Raw genomic sequence first — 14,857 nt, 5'->3', positions numbered from 1 at the left:
GGGCCTTAGTTGTTTTCGGAGCGCTTTCGATCTTCCGTGCCCGTTACGTGCCCGATGCCGGTGGATCTTCTTTCTTGAGAACGGCTTCGGCGAGCTTTCCCATGCCGTCGGCGATCATCTGATCCCGCCCGTTCTCGGTGTGCAGATAGATCAGCGCGGCCCGCGTGGTCGAGTGCCCCATCCGGTTCATCAGCTCCCGCAGCGTCGCACCCGACTGCGAGGCGAACGTGTTGCCCGTATGGCGAAGGTCGTGGAAGTGGACGCCGGAGAGGTTCGCCGCTTTCAGAGCCTTGGCCCAGATCCGGCTGAAGGCCGGCCGCCGCAGCATCGCGCCTTTCGCACCGAGGAAGACGAACGCCTCGTCATGCTCGTCGGTGTACGCGTCGAGGTGCGCGCGCAGCTCCGAGACCACCACCTCGGGAAGAGCGACCGTCCGCGTACCGGCCACGGACTTGGGCAGGCCGACGGTTACCGATCCGTCCTTGAGTTCGGTGGTGGAGGCCACGACCTGGACCGTGCGGGCATCCAGGTTGAGGCTCTTACGACGGAGCGCCGCCAGTTCACCCCACCGCAGACTGCCGAACGTCGCCAGGAGCACCAGCGCCCGGAAGCGTGGTTCGATCGCACCGGCCAGCGTGAAGACCTGTCCCATGGTGAGCGTCGGACGCTCGGGCGACTCCTCCTTACCGCCGCTCTTGATCTGACACGGGTTGGACTTGATCATCTTGTCCTCCACGGCTGTGTTCATGATCGCCTTGAGCAGCCGGTACGCCTTGGCGACGGTGACCGGCCCGACTCCCCCGTCCAGGAGCGTCTTGCGCCACTTGCGCACGTGAGCCGCCTTGATCTCACTCACGGCCAGGTTGCCGAAAGTCGGGACCAGGTGCAGGCGGAGCAGACCCTCGTAGAGCTGGACCGTCTTGGGCCGCAGGCCGGGACGCTCGTTCACCCAGTCGGAGCCGTACTCCTTGAAGGCCACCTTGCCGAGGTCCGGATTGCTCCAGTCCTCCACGAGGATCTCGGCCTCCTTCTTGGTCAGCCAGACCTCCGCGTCGCGCTTGGTGGCGAAGGTCTCCGGGGCCGCCCGATCGATGTCATCCGGTCCCCGGTAGCGAGCTTGGAACCGACCGGAGGGCAGTTGCCGAACGCGCCCGAAGCGCCTCTTGGCCGACTTGCCCTTGGCGGAGTTCCGGGGCTCTTCCTCAGGGGTGGCGAGTGTGGTCCTGGCCATTACGCGGCCCTCCTGCGTCGTGTGGTGGTGATCGGTTCGACCAGCCCGGCGGCGATGAACGCCTCAAGAGCCGCTTCGGGGATGCGGACGTTGCGTCCGACGTGGATGAAGGCGATCCGCCGCTCCTCGATCAGGCGACGAGGAAAGCGGACCGAGGTGTTCAGCCGTTCGGCCGCCTCTTCGACGGTGAGCAACCGGCCTTGTGCGAGTTCCGGGAGAGGCGAGGTGGGCTCTTGCCTGGTCTTCCTGGTCATGCCGCCACCTCCAGTCCCGGAGTTGCCGAAAGATCTGGAACAGGGAGGCCGTCCGCTCTGGCTTGGAGTTCGATCAGGCGTGCGCGGGTGCGCTGACGGTTGGCGACCTCGCGCAGCAGCCGTTTGGCCAGCGGGGTGCGGTTGGGATCCTTGGAGGAGACCGGCCGCCAGACGTAGCGGTGCGGGTCGGTCACCGTCTCGTCGGGCAGGCCGAGCATGTCGAGCACCCAGGCCCGGCGGTCGGCCTTGTGCTCCCGGAGGGTCTTGTTCGACCACTTGCGCGAGACCAGGACGCGACGGCCCGCGTAGCCGAGGTGTTCGGCCTTGTGTGCCTTGCCCTTGCAGCGGCCCGGCAGCATGCCCGCCTTGGCACCCTTGGGCTGCACGCCGTACCGCAGCCAGTTCGGACAGGTCGGCGAGCACGGTTCGTAGCGCAGCGCCTCGACCATGCGAGTCGCGTGGTCCCGGCGAGCGTGGTTGTCCGGGTCCTCAGGGTCGAGGGGGTCGCCGAGACTCTTGGTCAGGTACTTCGACAGGTAGCCGATGCACTGGTCAGCGTCCGGCGATCCGGCGAGCACTCCCTGAACATCGACCTGAGTGCCAAAGCGGACCACGTGCAGCGGTTCGGCCGCCTCGTCGGTGCCGAGCTGGTCGAGCGCCTCGTCCCATGTGGGCAGGAGTTCCCCGGTGGCCGGGTCGAGGTAGTCGCCGGCCTGCCCGTCCGGGTAGGGCTCAGCCCGTTCGGCCCGCTCACTCCAGACCGGCAGGTGGTCACCGTCGAAGCGGATCTCATCGACGGACGGCCACCACACTTGGTGGTAGGTCGCGGCGGCGATGGCCTTGACCTCCGTGCGCGGCATGGTCCCGCGGATGGCCATGTGCAGATGCGGGGCGAGCCGCTTCTGCGGTTCGACAGAGGCGAAGTACTGCACGTCATAGCCCGCCACCCGGCGAAGGTTCTGCACGAACCGGTCCACCAGCTTGGAGAAGTGCAGGGCATCGCGAGCCGCCGCCGCGTAGTCGTACGTGCTCGGGTTGACCGGCACGCCGTTGCGGACGCGTCCGTACGAGGGAAGGGTCAGCGTGACGAACAGGGACGGCCGGTAGACCTTGCCGTCGGAGGCGATGAAGGTCCGCCCAAGGGTCGTGTCCTGCTTGGCCCGCTTGGGCAGATCCGGGGCATCCTGACGCCGCCTCGTCGAGCGCGAGCGCTTGGGAGCCGATCGCCCGCCCAGGACGTTGCCCCGCATCCCAGCGGCGTTGATCTCCGCATCGATCCCGGCTATCGCCTCGTCCCAGTCAAGGGTGTCTTCCCCGTCCCTCTCGGCCTCGTCGCGCTTGGCCTGCACGTCGGCCCGGAACTCGATCAGCCACCGCTGGTCTTCGGTGGAGGGGTTGGGTTCGGCGATCGGTTCGTGGTCGAGGTGCCAGCCTTCCCGGCACTGTGCCCGGCGGAGTTGGCGGTTGCGGTTGGCGCACGGCGGACACTTGGCCTCCTGCGTGGCGCCGCAGGGGATGTTGAACGACTCAGAAGTACCGGTGTGAGTGTCGAGGCGCCGCAGCTCGATCGGGCGGATGCAGACGCCGTTGTTCTTGGCGACCTCGATCGCGACGTCCAAGGCGAAGGGCAGGGTGTCACGGACGAGGCGGGGCAAGGTGCGGTCGGAGCCATCGGGCGGGGTGGCGGACGGTGAAGCAGGCGGGGTGTCGGTCACATGGCCTCCTCTCGGTCGACCACGTCAGCCGTGATCCGGCAGGCGTCGCTGTAGGGGTCTTTGCGGAGCCGAGCGGTGTCGAGATCGACGATCACCGTCACTTCGGCGAGGTCGGAGCCGTTGAAGGTCCGCAGCCGCCGGAAGGGCAGGCCCTCGATCTCGGCCGGAGTGCCGTGCAGGACGATTCTCATCAGGCCCCCTCAACCATCAGCGGCAACGTGTCAGCGGTGAACACGGCGACCATGTCGCGGATATCGGCATCGGAGACGTAGCCGGCACGGGCACGCATCGGCTCAGGTGAGGTCTCCAGACGGGTGTAGGCGATGCCCGCGCCGAGGTCCGGCTGAGGTGAGATCAGGTCGGCCAGCGCACCCCGATCCCGAGCACCGTCACCGAGGACCATGTCCACCTGTTCGGACTCGTCCAGTCGCAACGCGATCTTGTCGGGGAACAGGTTGCGGATGCTCAGCACGTCCTTGCGCGGGTCCTGCAACGCCGCCAGGACGCCGACCCCCACCGCACGACCCTGCGTGGTCAAGGTCGCCAGCGCTGCCGAGATGCGGAGCTTGAGACCCTTGTCGGACTGATAGGCCGTCAGGAACGCCACCTCGTCGACCACCACCAGGACGAACGGGTCATCGACGGTAGGGACGTGGTTGCGCTGAACTCCGGCGAACCGGCCCGCCCGCTCCTGCATGATCTTCACGGCGGCTTCCAGGAGATCGGCGCACGTGGCCGGGTCTGCGGCGTAGCGGTCGAACAGGTCACGGCCGAAGGACAGTTCCATGAGCTTGGGATCCAGCGCCCAGATCTGCGTCAGGCCCGAACGGACGGCAGGCAGCAGGCCCCGGATGGTGGACCAGATGATCGAGCCCTTGCCTGCCCCGGTGGCCCCGGCGACCAGGACGTGAGTGCCGTGGACCTTGAGCCGCCACGGGGTGCCGTCCTCCTGCTTGCCGATCTCGACCGGCCCCACCGATGCCACGGCGGGAATCGGTAGCGCGGGTAAGGGGACGGCCAGCGGGTCGCGTCGAGGGAAGGCCAGCAGCAGACGGCCCGACCGGGCGACGGTCACCCGGCAAGAGGTGGCGCCGAAGCCATGGGCCAAATTCTCGATACGGTCGGACCAGTCCTTGACCGACTGTCCGGCGAGCATCTTCACCGTGACCAGGTCCGCCCAGGAGGTGCAGGTGACGCGGACGAGGCGGGGCAGGTAGTCACGGCCCCGCAGGTGACGACCGAGGCCAGAGACGATCATCACCGGTTGCCAGTGCCGCCGGTAGATCCACACTCGTCGCCACCAGGCCAGCAGCCGCCAGCCCACCAGGCGCAGGAACGAGGCCCGATCGACCAGCCGCCACGTGGTGAGAGCGACGGGCACCAGGACGAGAAGCGCGACACCCCATTGCCAGCCGTACAGCCAGCTCAGCGCGCCGGGAGCGACGGCGGCGGGTGAGGCGATCGGGTAGCGCCACAGCAGCCGCACGGCACCGGCTAGGAGCCGCCAGGTGAAGATGACGATGGTGACGATGGCGGGGGTCTTGAGGACGGCCGGGCGGAACACCACAGCCGTGTCGGGGGTCGTGGTGACGAGGTGTTGTGCCTCGTCACCGGGCAGTTTTTTGAACATAGGCTTGAGCCCTCTCTTGATTCGCTGTCTGGGGAGACGAGGGGCCGCCGGAATGCCAGTTCCAGCGGCCCCGCTTACGTGTCAGGCCGCTTTGCCCTGGTCGGACTCGTTGGCCGGGGTGGTGAACTTGCTCTCGACCGAGCGGGCGAACTGGTCGGCCTCGTGGGCGAGCTGGCGGGCGAACTCGACGTCGGAGGCCGTCACGAGGTCACCAGCCGAGGTGGTGACCAGGAGCGAGACGGCGCCGAAGTCGAGCGCCAGGACCGGGGTCCGGGCCGGGTAAGGGTGGTTGGTGGCACGGGCGCCACGGCCGGTGTTGAGAGTGATGGTGCTGATGCGGTGAGTCCTGCGACGCGTCATCAGGCGACGTCCTTTCCAGCGGTGGAGGTGTGCTTGGCGGAGGCGGGGGCGACGGGACCGGTGCGCGGGGCGCGCATCTCGCGGACCTTGATGGAGTAGGCGAGACGTCCGGCGCCGTTGACGTACGGGGTGGCGGTGACGTGGTCGAACTCGACCGGGGTGAAGGGCAGGTTCGGCATGGGGGCCGGCGGAACGGGCTGGACCGGAGAGAGGATCTTGACGGCCACGGTCTTCTGTCCGGGCTTGACGGTCGGGTCCGCGTCCATGACCGCGACCTGCCAGACGAGTTCTCCGGTGGTCTTGTCGCGGGACTGAACGAACCGGCCGTTGGTGGAGGCGTCGAAGTCCTTGACCGCCTCGACCTCCCCGACGACGTAGCAGCCGTGCGGGAAGACCTGGGCGAAGGTGACGGGGATGGGTCCTTGCAGGGCCATGATGGCACTCCTCTTATCAACTGATAGACACTTAACCTATCAAGTACTTTGAGAATAAGAGAGCCCGCTTGGTAGGTCAAGTACCTAAGCGGGCTCATGGGGTGAGACTGAGCTAACCGATCGGATAGGCGTCTTCCAGCTCATGCCGATCAGCCGGAAGAAGCACTTCCACCACAACGAGGGCATGGCCGGCCGCGTCACGCACTGCCGCGTAGACGCACAGCAGCGGGACGTTCTTCGGCATGCCGAGCCGCTTGACCTCCTCGGTGGTGGGCATGCGCGCGACGATCTGTTCCACGATGTGGTCGAAGCGCACCCCCTTACGCGACTGGAGATGCTCACGAAGTCCCTCGGTCAGCAGGTCAGCGCTGGTCAGGTCGGTACCCTCGGACAACTCCAGCGGCATCCACACCGAGACGATCTCGGTCGGTTCGCCGTTCCGGCTGACCAGGCGACGCCGCAGGAACGCCTTGCTCTTCGGGGTGATGCCCAGCAGGGCCGCGATGCGGTTGGGTACGGCCAGCGCCGCCGCCTCCACCACCTCACCGTCGGAGGCATTTTCGGGACCGGTCAGGTAGGCCTGTCCGGGGCGGGGCTGTTCCATCGAGGTCATCGCCGGGCGACCACGCACGAAGCGGCCCTTGCCCTGCTGAGAGTCGATCCAGCCCTGTTCGCGTAACACGCGCAGTGCGGCGACGACGGTGGGCCGGGAGACACCGAACTCGTTGATGAGCTGGTTCTCACTGGGCAGGAGTGAGCCCGGAGGGTAGTCCCCCGACTCGATGCGCCGTTGAAGTGCCTGAACAAGCTGGGCGTACTTCGGAGGCACGGACTCTAATGACATTACGACCGTCCATCACCCGACAGGTTGTTTGACCAAGTCAGAGCGTAACCTGGCCTCCCCCTGCCTGTCACGTCACCGGAAGGCAAGGGGAGCGAGAGCAAAGAAGGTCCCGGCAGGCAGAGAGAGGGAAGAAGGGCGCCGCGGTTACACGGGTGGGGCCGCATACGCCGTCTCTGCTACCTGCCGGGACGTGATCAGACGCGACGGGGCAGCGGCAACGCTCTTCGGCGCCCTCCGCACCAAAGGACACCACCCCGTCGCGCCCGTCTATCGACCGACGTACTCGGCCAGAACTTGGGCAGCGCCCGCCAGGTCGCTGATCGGGTGGCGCTTCTCGGCCGACTGCCAGGAGTAGAAGGCGCCGCCGTAACCGACGAACACCCACACCGGCAGGCCGACCTGTGGACGCGGGATCATCAGCGCACTGTCGTTGTCGCGCAGTTCGGCCCGCACACCGAGCCGTAGCAACGCGTTCCGCAGTCGAGTGAGGGCATGCGCCTCGTTCTGCTGGCGCTCCTGCTGTAGGCAGGCCGCAGCGGTCTGCATGATCGGATTCATCTCACGTTCCTTTCGACCCGGCCGGTTGCGAGGCAGTCGAGACATTCCTGTTCTCCCTGCGTCTCGGGATCACCACCGCTCTCGCCGACGAGAAGGGCACGGCGCGAGCTGCGCAGCTTGGTTCCACGTCCCCGGCATGTGGGGCAGGGGCGTGTCTCGCTGGTCTCCTCTGGCCGGGTCACCGTCGCCATCTCCTCGAATTTGATCCGCGTTCCCTGCGGCGGAAAGCGGGCTGACGTACCGTGTTGCTTGATGGCAAGTCCACCGGCAATTCGAGAACGACAGGACCCCCAAACGGCCCCCCTGAATCCCCCTCTTGAGCCCCCAGCCGGGAGGAAGGTCCCAGATGCCCGACAACATCCCCAACGTCCAGCTCCGGGCGTGGCGTAACGAGCACCGTCTGACGCGCGCCGAATTGGCCCACCGGATCAACGTGACGCCGGTCGGCATCAGGGAGTCTCTGGCGTGCGATGAGGAGCGTATTCGGCGCTGGGAGGCCGGAGAGGTCAGGTGGCCCCATTCTCCGTACCGGCTCGCCATCACCCAGTTGACCGGACTTCAACCCGAAGACCTGGGATTTCGGCCGAACAGACGCGGGGCCGGCCAGCTCATCGAAGCCACCAGCATCATTCCCATGGACGCTTTGCGAGCCGAGGCCGACCTGTACGGCACCATGGAACTCGCCCAGCAGCTCCAGGCGTCCGACGTCGGAACCGGCACGCTGGAAGCCCTCGCCGAGGCCGTCGATCTGCTCTGCCGCGCCTACCCCGTCGTTTCAGCCGCCACGTTGCGCGACCGGACCCAGAAGCGTCTTGCTCAGGTGAACGGTCTACTGGGCGGACGGATCACCCTCGCCCAGCACCGGGAACTCCTTGTCATCACCGGATGGCTGACGGCCTTGCTCGGGTGCGTTCACTACGACCTGGGAGAGCGCGAGGAAGCCGAGACCGCCCGCCGCGCCGCCTACGAGATGGGCCGCCAGGTCGGACACGGCGAACTCATGGGTTGGGCACATGAGATGTCGGCGTGGTTCGCCCTGGTCGAGGGCCGTTATGAGGACGTGGTCACCTCTGCCCGCATGGGCCAGGCCGTCGCCGGCCAATCCAGCGCTCAGGTTCAGCTCACCCTGCAAGAGGCCCGCGGACTGGCACGAATCGGCGACCGCCGCGAGGCAGATAAGGCTCTAACCCGAGGAGCCGACGCGCTCGCCAAGCTTCCCCTGCCTGGAAATCCTGACCATCACTTCGTGTTCGACCACGCCAAGTGGGTCTTCTACGCCGCCACTGCATACACCTGGCTTGAAGACAACGAGCGTGCCGAAGAGCATGCCCTTGAGACGATCCAGATGCATACCCGTCCGGACGGCACTTCCAACGCCCCTATGCGTGTCGCTGACGCTCACATTGACCTCGGCATCGTCCATGCCCGACGAGGCAACCTAGACGCTGCCGTGGAACAGGGCATGGCCGCTTTTGACATCGAACGCAAGTCCCTAACCGACCTCGTCAATCGAGCCGCAGATCTTGATCGCGTTCTACGTCGGCGTTACCGTCGCGAAGCGCTCGCCGAAGAGTTTCATGAGCGCTACAAAAACGCGCAGAGAGCATTAGCAAACCGAAGACCCGAGCTGCTCGACTAAGGACAAATTAACGCTTTGACAACAAATCGTGCTTAGTGCACTACTTGCAGGCAATGTAAGGCCACGCATGCTCGGGCCTCTTATTTAAATGACTTGCATGTTTCTAGAATCTAATTAAGGGTCGATCTTATGCGGGAATTAACCGTGTACCGATTGACCTAGTAGTCATAAACATTTTATAGGCTCGAAGTTTCATCGCTTTTTTCGACGCCTTCGTCGCTGCCCCGTCGCTAGCTGGCCGACTGTCACACTATTGGAAGGTACCGGTTCAAGCGAAGCAGATACAGGTACACCGAATCGGTCGACCCGCAGATCAGCCCTTCTTCTCACGGCTGCGAGGATGAAACCGAGAATGGCAAAGACGATAAGCCAGATCCACACTGTGTGTCGCAGAGACAAAGCTGTCGCAACAGTAGATTCCCGCAACATAGTGGCACGGACGTCTATTGTCGCCGCATGTTCATCATAGGCATCGGGTTCGCTCACGTCGATGGTGCGCTCTTCGCGCCCCCCTGATATACCTACTGGTTCGGAGGCCGGCGTCGTAGATTCAATGGCGAGAAGGGGATACCTAAGAACGATCTTAGACCCCTCTTTAGGAATAAAAAATACCGTAAGGAATGTACCGATTAAATCTTCGCGTCTCTGGCCCGCCGCCAAATCTACCAATTTAATACTTTCACTGGTCCCATTAACAGCGTCAACAACTTCTGAGCCTTCAACTATGGCTGGTATCGGTATGCGATGTGTGATCGTGACAGGAAACCCAATAGGCGTGGCAGTCTGCGAAAATCTTACGAGGCGAGTAAAAGCTTGAGATCGGGTTTCGCCAAATTGGGAAGGTGCTGGAGCGCTCACCCATCCGCTTCCAAGCAACATGGTGGCTATACTGCTCAACTCCGGCACTCGTGCTGGGAGTTCAATACTAATCGTTTCGGTACCGGACCATACGGAGCAGGCATTATGACAAGTTAGAAAACTTGTATAAGTGACGCCGATGTGGATTTTACCAGGCTCGCGCCCACTGCCCGTGCGATGATCGTTTACTATGACATAGAGGCAGACGACAAGGGAGAAAAGGGAGAAAAGGGAAATAATACATATCCGTAAGACAGGATACCGAACCCAAAAAACCCTGTATTTACCTACCGAACGGCGCCAAGGGTCGTGATTTTTATCTACTTTGACGCCCGCCCGAGAAGGGGGTTCTCCTCCCGGCCCTGCTGATGGAAAGCCGTAACCCATTGAACCTCCACACGCATGACTGATGTGATAATCCAAGTATGGATCCGAGAACAGTTGCCCGTGTGGGTTTCGGTTAGAAAGCTTCAATATCCAGGGTTACGGCGACCGGAAGTTCAACGCCGGTGCTGCCGAATTGTTCTTATGGGTATCAAGCGGCGGCGCTGCGCGCCGCCGTGCGGCCCGCGCTTGCGGGCCGCACGCTGCGCGTGCGGCCTGGGGGCCGTTCTCGCGCGCGGCCCGCCACTCGGGCCGCACACAGCATCAGCCATCTCCCAGCCGTACTCGTTCCATGACATCGATCACGTAGTGCACGACGTCATCAACACGATTCGTGCCGCCGAAGATCATGGGGTCGACGCCCAACGTGGGATCAAACCGCGCTGCGTGGATTACGACCGGCAGGTTGATACCTCTCGCGCGGAAGTCGTGGAGCATCTTGATCCCAGCCTGACCATCCATCCCTCTATGGATGTCGCTGATCACGAGGTCATACGCATTTCGATCGAGGTGCGCCAAAGCCTCATCCGTTGAAGTGACCTCGTCTACCACCATGCCCAGCTGCCTGAACAGTGCGGTCAGATATGAATTACCCCCTGGAAGATCATCCACCCAAAGTATCCGGCCACCCTTGAGATACACGGCCGCGTGGTCCAGCCTTCGGATAACTGCCTGACGATCTGCGCGGCTGACCAGCGGCTCTGTCTCCTCCTGACCGCTGCTTTCGACGGCCTTGGTCAGCAGTCGCTCAACCTCCGTGAACTCGACCTCGACAACACCTAACGCCCCGATCCTTGTCATTCGCGGTAGGGCATCTCTGAGTGGTTTCCGTAAGCCCAAATACACCACGAAGGCAAAAACCACCCAGAGCACAGCGGGAACCGTATCGATCAGCTTGCCCCACAACGCTTCGGACACAAGACCTCCAAAAACTCGACACTGCCCATTCCCTCCGAGGGATAGCACCCAAAATAGGGGATGTATTGAGTAACTGGGATCCGTTACAACACTGTGCCTCCGGCGGGGACACTCCGACTCCGGGATGATCGCCAGGAGTAAAAGCCGGGGTCGTGGATGGCTAAGGCCGACTCTTCCCGTCACCATCGCCCCGGGACAAGCCAAGCAGGCCGGGGCCGGGGGCAAGGTCGTTCGTCCAGTAGGGCGCTCCATCTTGACCTCGGCCTCGGCCCGCTCCCCGGGCGGTAGGACGACGGCGACGGGAAGAGCCAGCGGGGAGAGGTGTGTTCGTCCGCATGGGATTTCTAACCCAAATTCAGCATTGGAGCCAGCAGCCCGGTCAGCTTCTTCGCGGCTTCCTCTTAGTCGTCGTCAGGGAAAGGGCATAACGCCGTCAACAGGTAAACGACCATGCGTGCAGAAAGATTCTGAGTTTTCTCCTAATGACTCATGCAGCTCAATTCCCGTATCAAGTACTTGCCGGGGTGCGGGCAAAGCAAAGTCAACCAAATCTCACTGAATCCGTCAATTAACCCAAACCATACCTAAACGGCATTGGCTGTCGCGAGTGAAAACATGGAGAACCTCGCATGCTTAACGATACACATACATAGCGACGCGAATACTGACTTTTCGGACACGTTCCATATTCGGAGAGATCGCACCCTGACCGTCCGACGGCAATGCTCCAGTTTAAGATCAAGACGTCTGAGGCCCTGCAAGGCGGTGAGCTGGGAGGATGGCTTTATCGGCAAGCACAGACCCTAGTAAGACCATCCAAAAATTGGCGATCATCAGGCAAGATCAAAAATTCTAGCTTGTAAAGGTATGGTCTTTTTGTGACCTACAGGTTACGGTAAGTCGGGAAATATTTTCAGCGATACGGAGAATGTAATGGCCACATTCCTTGCAAGATCATTTTCAACTTCAGTTGCCCTAGTTACTGCTATTGCACTTATTCCTGGAACGGCCAATGCAATTTCGGTCAAGGAGTGCGGCTCCTGGTGGCCCAGCCAAGGATCTATGGGTGTTCACAAATATAACGGAAATCTCGAGATCGGAGTCGAATTCACATTCTCCGAAAAAGAGATTGAATCGCTTCGATGCACTAGAGCTCGGGGCATAGAGGTGGATTTCGTCGTCGAGAATGTCGTACAGAAATACGGGGATAAGGAATATTACTCGGATCTGCCGAAGGCGTATGCGGATACAGAGTTTGACGATCCTTATTCGACTCGCGTTCTGACCATAGGATCAGCCGACCCTGGAGCGATAAAAGCAGATGTGCCGTATTATGTAAATATACACTTGAACAAATATGTTCGCCTCATAGACAAAACGCCCACAGTATATCTAAACTTCCAGCGAGGTCATTGGGCCAGCAAATTTAACCCGAAAGAGGCTCCAGCGTGCGCGAGGGGTAGATGGAAAGATCCAAAATGGTGCATCTTTGCTACTGAAACCATTCTCATGAGCAAGAATGGTCTACAGCCCTTCAATACCGGAAATAGTAATAATTTTAGCGAAATTCGTAGCTGGTAAGCAGGGGTGGCGAACCGCACATGACTCGGATTCGCCACGACCCTCAACGGATCGACCGGGCGGGCTCTTGACATCGACGCTGATGTGATCGTTTACATGCCCTCGTCTATCCGCAGTTCCTTGCCTCCGGCGGGGGCACTTCGGCTCCGGGATGATCGACGTTGCACCACGAAGACCGTAGGTGGTTGAGGTAGAAGCCGAATCTTCCCGTCTGCCACGTCCCAGGCAAGCCCAACATCTCGACTCCTCCGGATCAAGGCCGTCTGTGACCGTTGGCATCCCATGACCGAGGAACGTCTATCGGCCGGCGTACACGCGAAGACGGCCTTGACCCTCCGTCCCCGAGCTGTTGCCCCTCCGGGGTGGGACGAGGCAGACGGGAAGATCCGGTGGAGGAGGCGTGTGCGTCCGCACGAGGTTCTCAGGCCGTGCCCGTTGCGTGCCCGTCAGTAGAGGGAGCAAGGGGAACTCACAGGGAATCACGGGCAACCGAAGCACTCCCCCGCAGGTCAACGTCTCCCCAGCTCAGCGACCAGGTGTGTTAGAGACTTCCCAAGCTGACAGCGCGGGTTCGATTCCCGTCACCCGCTCCACACTTCAAGGTCCAGGTCACGGATGATTTTCGAACCTGGGCTTTGATCTTCCCCAGAGCCCAACGATCACCTGTTCCTGTTACGTGCCCGATGGCTTCGGCACTTCTTCGCCAGCTCAGCTCGCCTCACGCAACGGCTGGAACTGCACACTGAGCCGCATCTCCAGCGCCTCCGCAAGTCTCTCCAACATCGGGATCGTCGGCATCGTCCCGCCTGCCTCGAACCGTGCCACCGCGGGCTGCTTCAGCCCAGTGCGCTCGGCCAGTTGGGCCTGAGTCAGCCCGAGCTGTTCGCGGCGCAGCCGTACCGCCTCACCAAGCTCGAAACGGATCCGCGCCGCCTCGTATGCAGCCCCCGCGCCGGGACGACTCATGATTTCTTCTCGCTTGTCAGCCCACGTCTTGCGCTCGCCCATTTCGCTCACTCCTCATCTGCCGTGTGAGCCTCAGCAATACATCGCTGCATGGCTCGCCATGCACGCTCGACCTCGGCAGTCTCACGCATCCGCTGCTTACGGAAGACCGTCAGTAGAATGATCCGCCTGCCCGGTGCGATCCAGTAGCTGACGCGCACCGCCTCTCGCTCAAGGTGAAAACGCAACTCACGCATCTTGCCGCGCAGCTGCCGGGTGTAGGGCTCATCAAGCAGGACACCCCGCTCGGCCAGCAGGTCGACATAGAACGCCGCCGTCTCCTGACCTTCTTGATCAAGCGTGTCGAACCACGTGTCCACCTCTGGCTTCAGCTCCACCTCTCCCCAAGTCATAACACGGACGTTATACATCAGGCAAGGGTCGCGCTCCCGGATCACGCAAACTCACAAGGAACCAAGTGCTCCAGGCGGACAACCAACCCGAATCCGTCCCCCGGGACTGTACAAACAACGGCTCTGTCTCGTATTCGGTGGTGACGGAAGGTGCCGATAGGTCACGCTGAGTCGTGCGTGATGTCGACGAGCTTGTGCATACGATGTTTTCGGGCTTATCGCCGCTGGTCATTGAAGACGTCGCAGACGAGGGCGAGCAGATCCGGGTGTGGGCGCGGACCCCAGACGGATCAGTCACTTGCCCGGCCTGCGGAGCCGAGGCGGCGCGGGTGCACGGCTATTGCGAGCGGAGCGTGGCCGACATCCCGGTCGATGCCCGCCGCGTTGTGGTGCTGGTGCGGATTCGCCGTCTCATCTGCCCCACGCCCGGCTGCCACCAAACCTTCCGCGAACAGCTTCCCGGTGTGCTGGAGCGCTACCAGCGGCGCACTCCGCGCCTGACCTCGCAGATCGGCGTGGTGGTCCGTGAACTGGCCGGCCGTGCCGGCGCTCGCGCCTTATCCGCGCCGGCCGTGCACCTGTCCCGGCATACCGCCTTGCGCATCCTGCTGCGCCTGCCGCTACCTCAGCCGCGGGTACCTCGAGTGCTGGGAGTAGACGACTTCGCCCTGCGCCGGCGCCACCGCTACGCCACCGTGCTCATCGACGCCGAAACGCGCGAGCGCATCGACGTCCTACCCGGCCGCACCGCCGATGTCCTGGCGGCCTGGCTGCAGGCCCATCCCGGAGTGCAGATCGTGTGCCGGGACGGCTCCGCCACCTACGCCGAAGCGATCCGCCGCGCCCTGCCAGAGGCCATCCAGGTCGCCGACCGCCGGCACCTATGGCACAACTTCAGCGAGGCCGTCCTGAGAGAAGTCGCCGGACACAGCGCCTGCTGGGCCAAGACCGGACCGCCGCTGCAGGACGGCAAACGCGCCCAGACCACCCGTGAGCGCCGGCACCAGATCCACGACCTCCTCGGCAAAGGCGTCGGCCGGGTCGCGTCCTCGGAGCGGTGTAAAAGGCTCGACGAGGTAGGTGCCGCGGGCTG

Annotated in this window: 16 protein-coding genes; 3 read left to right on the top strand and 13 right to left on the bottom strand. The window is 62.9% G+C overall.

Annotated elements, in window-relative coordinates; genetic code table 11:
* Nucleotides 1-43: 43 nt before the first annotated feature.
* The 9 genes from AB0G16_RS21705 to AB0G16_RS21665 form a co-directional block, all read right to left on the bottom strand.
* Entirely contained in the window at nucleotides 44-1,231 is a 1,188-nt protein-coding gene (locus tag AB0G16_RS21705) for a site-specific integrase (RefSeq protein ID WP_362807594.1), read from the bottom strand.
* Nucleotides 1,231-1,485, bottom strand: coding sequence for an excisionase family DNA-binding protein (locus AB0G16_RS21700; protein WP_362807591.1), 255 nt, complete (start codon nucleotides 1,483-1,485; stop codon nucleotides 1,231-1,233). The genes AB0G16_RS21705 and AB0G16_RS21700 overlap by 1 nt, the downstream gene beginning before the upstream one ends.
* Complete coding sequence (locus AB0G16_RS21695) at nucleotides 1,482-3,140, bottom strand: replication initiator (RefSeq protein WP_362807588.1); 1,659 nt, start codon at nucleotides 3,138-3,140, stop codon at nucleotides 1,482-1,484. The genes AB0G16_RS21700 and AB0G16_RS21695 overlap by 4 nt, the downstream gene beginning before the upstream one ends.
* A gap of 56 nt (nucleotides 3,141-3,196) precedes the next feature.
* Nucleotides 3,197-3,391 (bottom strand): hypothetical protein, encoded by a 195-nt coding sequence (locus tag AB0G16_RS21690; protein WP_362807585.1) that lies wholly within the window; start codon nucleotides 3,389-3,391, stop codon nucleotides 3,197-3,199.
* Nucleotides 3,391-4,830 carry an FtsK/SpoIIIE domain-containing protein gene (locus AB0G16_RS21685; protein WP_362807582.1) on the bottom strand — a complete coding sequence of 480 codons (1,440 nt, stop codon included), beginning with the start codon at nucleotides 4,828-4,830 and terminating at the stop codon, nucleotides 3,391-3,393. Before AB0G16_RS21685 ends, AB0G16_RS21690 begins: the two co-directional genes overlap by 1 nt.
* Before the next feature lie 81 nt (nucleotides 4,831-4,911).
* Nucleotides 4,912-5,190 carry a hypothetical protein gene (locus tag AB0G16_RS21680; RefSeq protein ID WP_350911135.1) on the bottom strand — a complete coding sequence of 93 codons (279 nt, stop codon included), beginning with the start codon at nucleotides 5,188-5,190 and terminating at the stop codon, nucleotides 4,912-4,914.
* The gene (locus AB0G16_RS21675) at nucleotides 5,190-5,624 is read right to left on the bottom strand and encodes a plasmid replication, integration and excision activator (RefSeq protein WP_362807578.1); all 435 of its coding nucleotides are present in this window, start codon (nucleotides 5,622-5,624) and stop codon (nucleotides 5,190-5,192) included. The genes AB0G16_RS21680 and AB0G16_RS21675 overlap by 1 nt, the downstream gene beginning before the upstream one ends.
* Nucleotides 5,625-5,736: 112 nt before the next feature.
* The gene (locus tag AB0G16_RS21670; protein WP_362807575.1) at nucleotides 5,737-6,453 is read right to left on the bottom strand and encodes a GntR family transcriptional regulator; all 717 of its coding nucleotides are present in this window, start codon (nucleotides 6,451-6,453) and stop codon (nucleotides 5,737-5,739) included.
* A gap of 282 nt (nucleotides 6,454-6,735) precedes the next feature.
* The gene (locus AB0G16_RS21665) at nucleotides 6,736-7,026 is read right to left on the bottom strand and encodes a hypothetical protein (RefSeq protein WP_362807572.1); all 291 of its coding nucleotides are present in this window, start codon (nucleotides 7,024-7,026) and stop codon (nucleotides 6,736-6,738) included.
* Nucleotides 7,027-7,372: 346 nt separating this feature from the next.
* Here AB0G16_RS21665 and AB0G16_RS21660 point away from each other — a divergent pair, with 346 nt between their 5' ends.
* A complete protein-coding gene (locus AB0G16_RS21660; protein WP_362807569.1) occupies nucleotides 7,373-8,665 on the top strand; it encodes a hypothetical protein in 1,293 nt (430 codons plus the stop codon).
* 192 nt (nucleotides 8,666-8,857) lie between these two features.
* On the opposite strand, the gene AB0G16_RS21655 is transcribed toward AB0G16_RS21660, so the two are convergent.
* Both AB0G16_RS21655 and AB0G16_RS21650 read right to left on the bottom strand, forming a co-directional pair.
* Nucleotides 8,858-9,946: a hypothetical protein gene (locus AB0G16_RS21655; protein ID WP_362807566.1), complete on the bottom strand. Its 1,089-nt coding sequence runs from the start codon at nucleotides 9,944-9,946 to the stop codon at nucleotides 8,858-8,860.
* A 225-nt stretch (nucleotides 9,947-10,171) separates the two neighbouring features.
* Complete coding sequence (locus tag AB0G16_RS21650) at nucleotides 10,172-10,825, bottom strand: response regulator (protein WP_362807563.1); 654 nt, start codon at nucleotides 10,823-10,825, stop codon at nucleotides 10,172-10,174.
* A gap of 933 nt (nucleotides 10,826-11,758) precedes the next feature.
* Between AB0G16_RS21650 and AB0G16_RS21645 the strand changes: the two genes are divergently transcribed.
* A complete protein-coding gene (locus AB0G16_RS21645) occupies nucleotides 11,759-12,406 on the top strand; it encodes a hypothetical protein (RefSeq protein WP_362807560.1) in 648 nt (215 codons plus the stop codon).
* A 708-nt stretch (nucleotides 12,407-13,114) separates the two neighbouring features.
* Here the strand turns inward: AB0G16_RS21645 and AB0G16_RS21640 are convergent.
* Nucleotides 13,115-13,414, bottom strand: coding sequence for a helix-turn-helix transcriptional regulator (locus tag AB0G16_RS21640; RefSeq protein WP_362807557.1), 300 nt, complete (start codon nucleotides 13,412-13,414; stop codon nucleotides 13,115-13,117).
* A 5-nt stretch (nucleotides 13,415-13,419) separates the two neighbouring features.
* Nucleotides 13,420-13,764, bottom strand: coding sequence for a type II toxin-antitoxin system RelE/ParE family toxin (locus AB0G16_RS21635; RefSeq protein ID WP_362807554.1), 345 nt, complete (start codon nucleotides 13,762-13,764; stop codon nucleotides 13,420-13,422).
* Between the two features lie 203 nt (nucleotides 13,765-13,967).
* Here AB0G16_RS21635 and AB0G16_RS21630 point away from each other — a divergent pair.
* The coding region (locus AB0G16_RS21630; protein WP_362807777.1) for an ISL3 family transposase at nucleotides 13,968-14,857 on the top strand (890 nt) is incomplete at its 3' end.

It is taken from the genome of Streptosporangium sp. NPDC023615 (assembly GCF_040640155.1).
GTDB lineage: Bacteria > Actinomycetota > Actinomycetes > Streptosporangiales > Streptosporangiaceae > Streptosporangium.
The sequence above is the reverse complement of the archived record's forward strand: the minus strand, read 5'-3'. Positions and strand labels throughout refer to the sequence as shown.

Bases quoted from the DNA above. Each gene is read 5' to 3' on its own strand.
- AB0G16_RS21705 (WP_362807594.1), bottom strand. From the start codon at position 1,231: ATGGCCAGGACCACACTCGCCACCCCTGAGGAAGAGCCCCGGAACTCC.
- AB0G16_RS21700 (WP_362807591.1), bottom strand. From the start codon at position 1,485: ATGACCAGGAAGACCAGGCAAGAGCCCACCTCGCCTCTCCCGGAACTC.
- AB0G16_RS21690 (WP_362807585.1), bottom strand. From the start codon at position 3,391: ATGAGAATCGTCCTGCACGGCACTCCGGCCGAGATCGAGGGCCTGCCC.
- AB0G16_RS21685 (WP_362807582.1), bottom strand. From the start codon at position 4,830: ATGTTCAAAAAACTGCCCGGTGACGAGGCACAACACCTCGTCACCACG.
- AB0G16_RS21680 (WP_350911135.1), bottom strand. From the start codon at position 5,190: ATGACGCGTCGCAGGACTCACCGCATCAGCACCATCACTCTCAACACC.
- AB0G16_RS21675 (WP_362807578.1), bottom strand. From the start codon at position 5,624: ATGGCCCTGCAAGGACCCATCCCCGTCACCTTCGCCCAGGTCTTCCCG.
- AB0G16_RS21665 (WP_362807572.1), bottom strand. From the start codon at position 7,026: ATGAATCCGATCATGCAGACCGCTGCGGCCTGCCTACAGCAGGAGCGC.
- AB0G16_RS21660 (WP_362807569.1), top strand. From the start codon at position 7,373: ATGCCCGACAACATCCCCAACGTCCAGCTCCGGGCGTGGCGTAACGAG.
- AB0G16_RS21645 (WP_362807560.1), top strand. From the start codon at position 11,759: ATGGCCACATTCCTTGCAAGATCATTTTCAACTTCAGTTGCCCTAGTT.
- AB0G16_RS21640 (WP_362807557.1), bottom strand. From the start codon at position 13,414: ATGGGCGAGCGCAAGACGTGGGCTGACAAGCGAGAAGAAATCATGAGT.
- AB0G16_RS21635 (WP_362807554.1), bottom strand. From the start codon at position 13,764: ATGACTTGGGGAGAGGTGGAGCTGAAGCCAGAGGTGGACACGTGGTTC.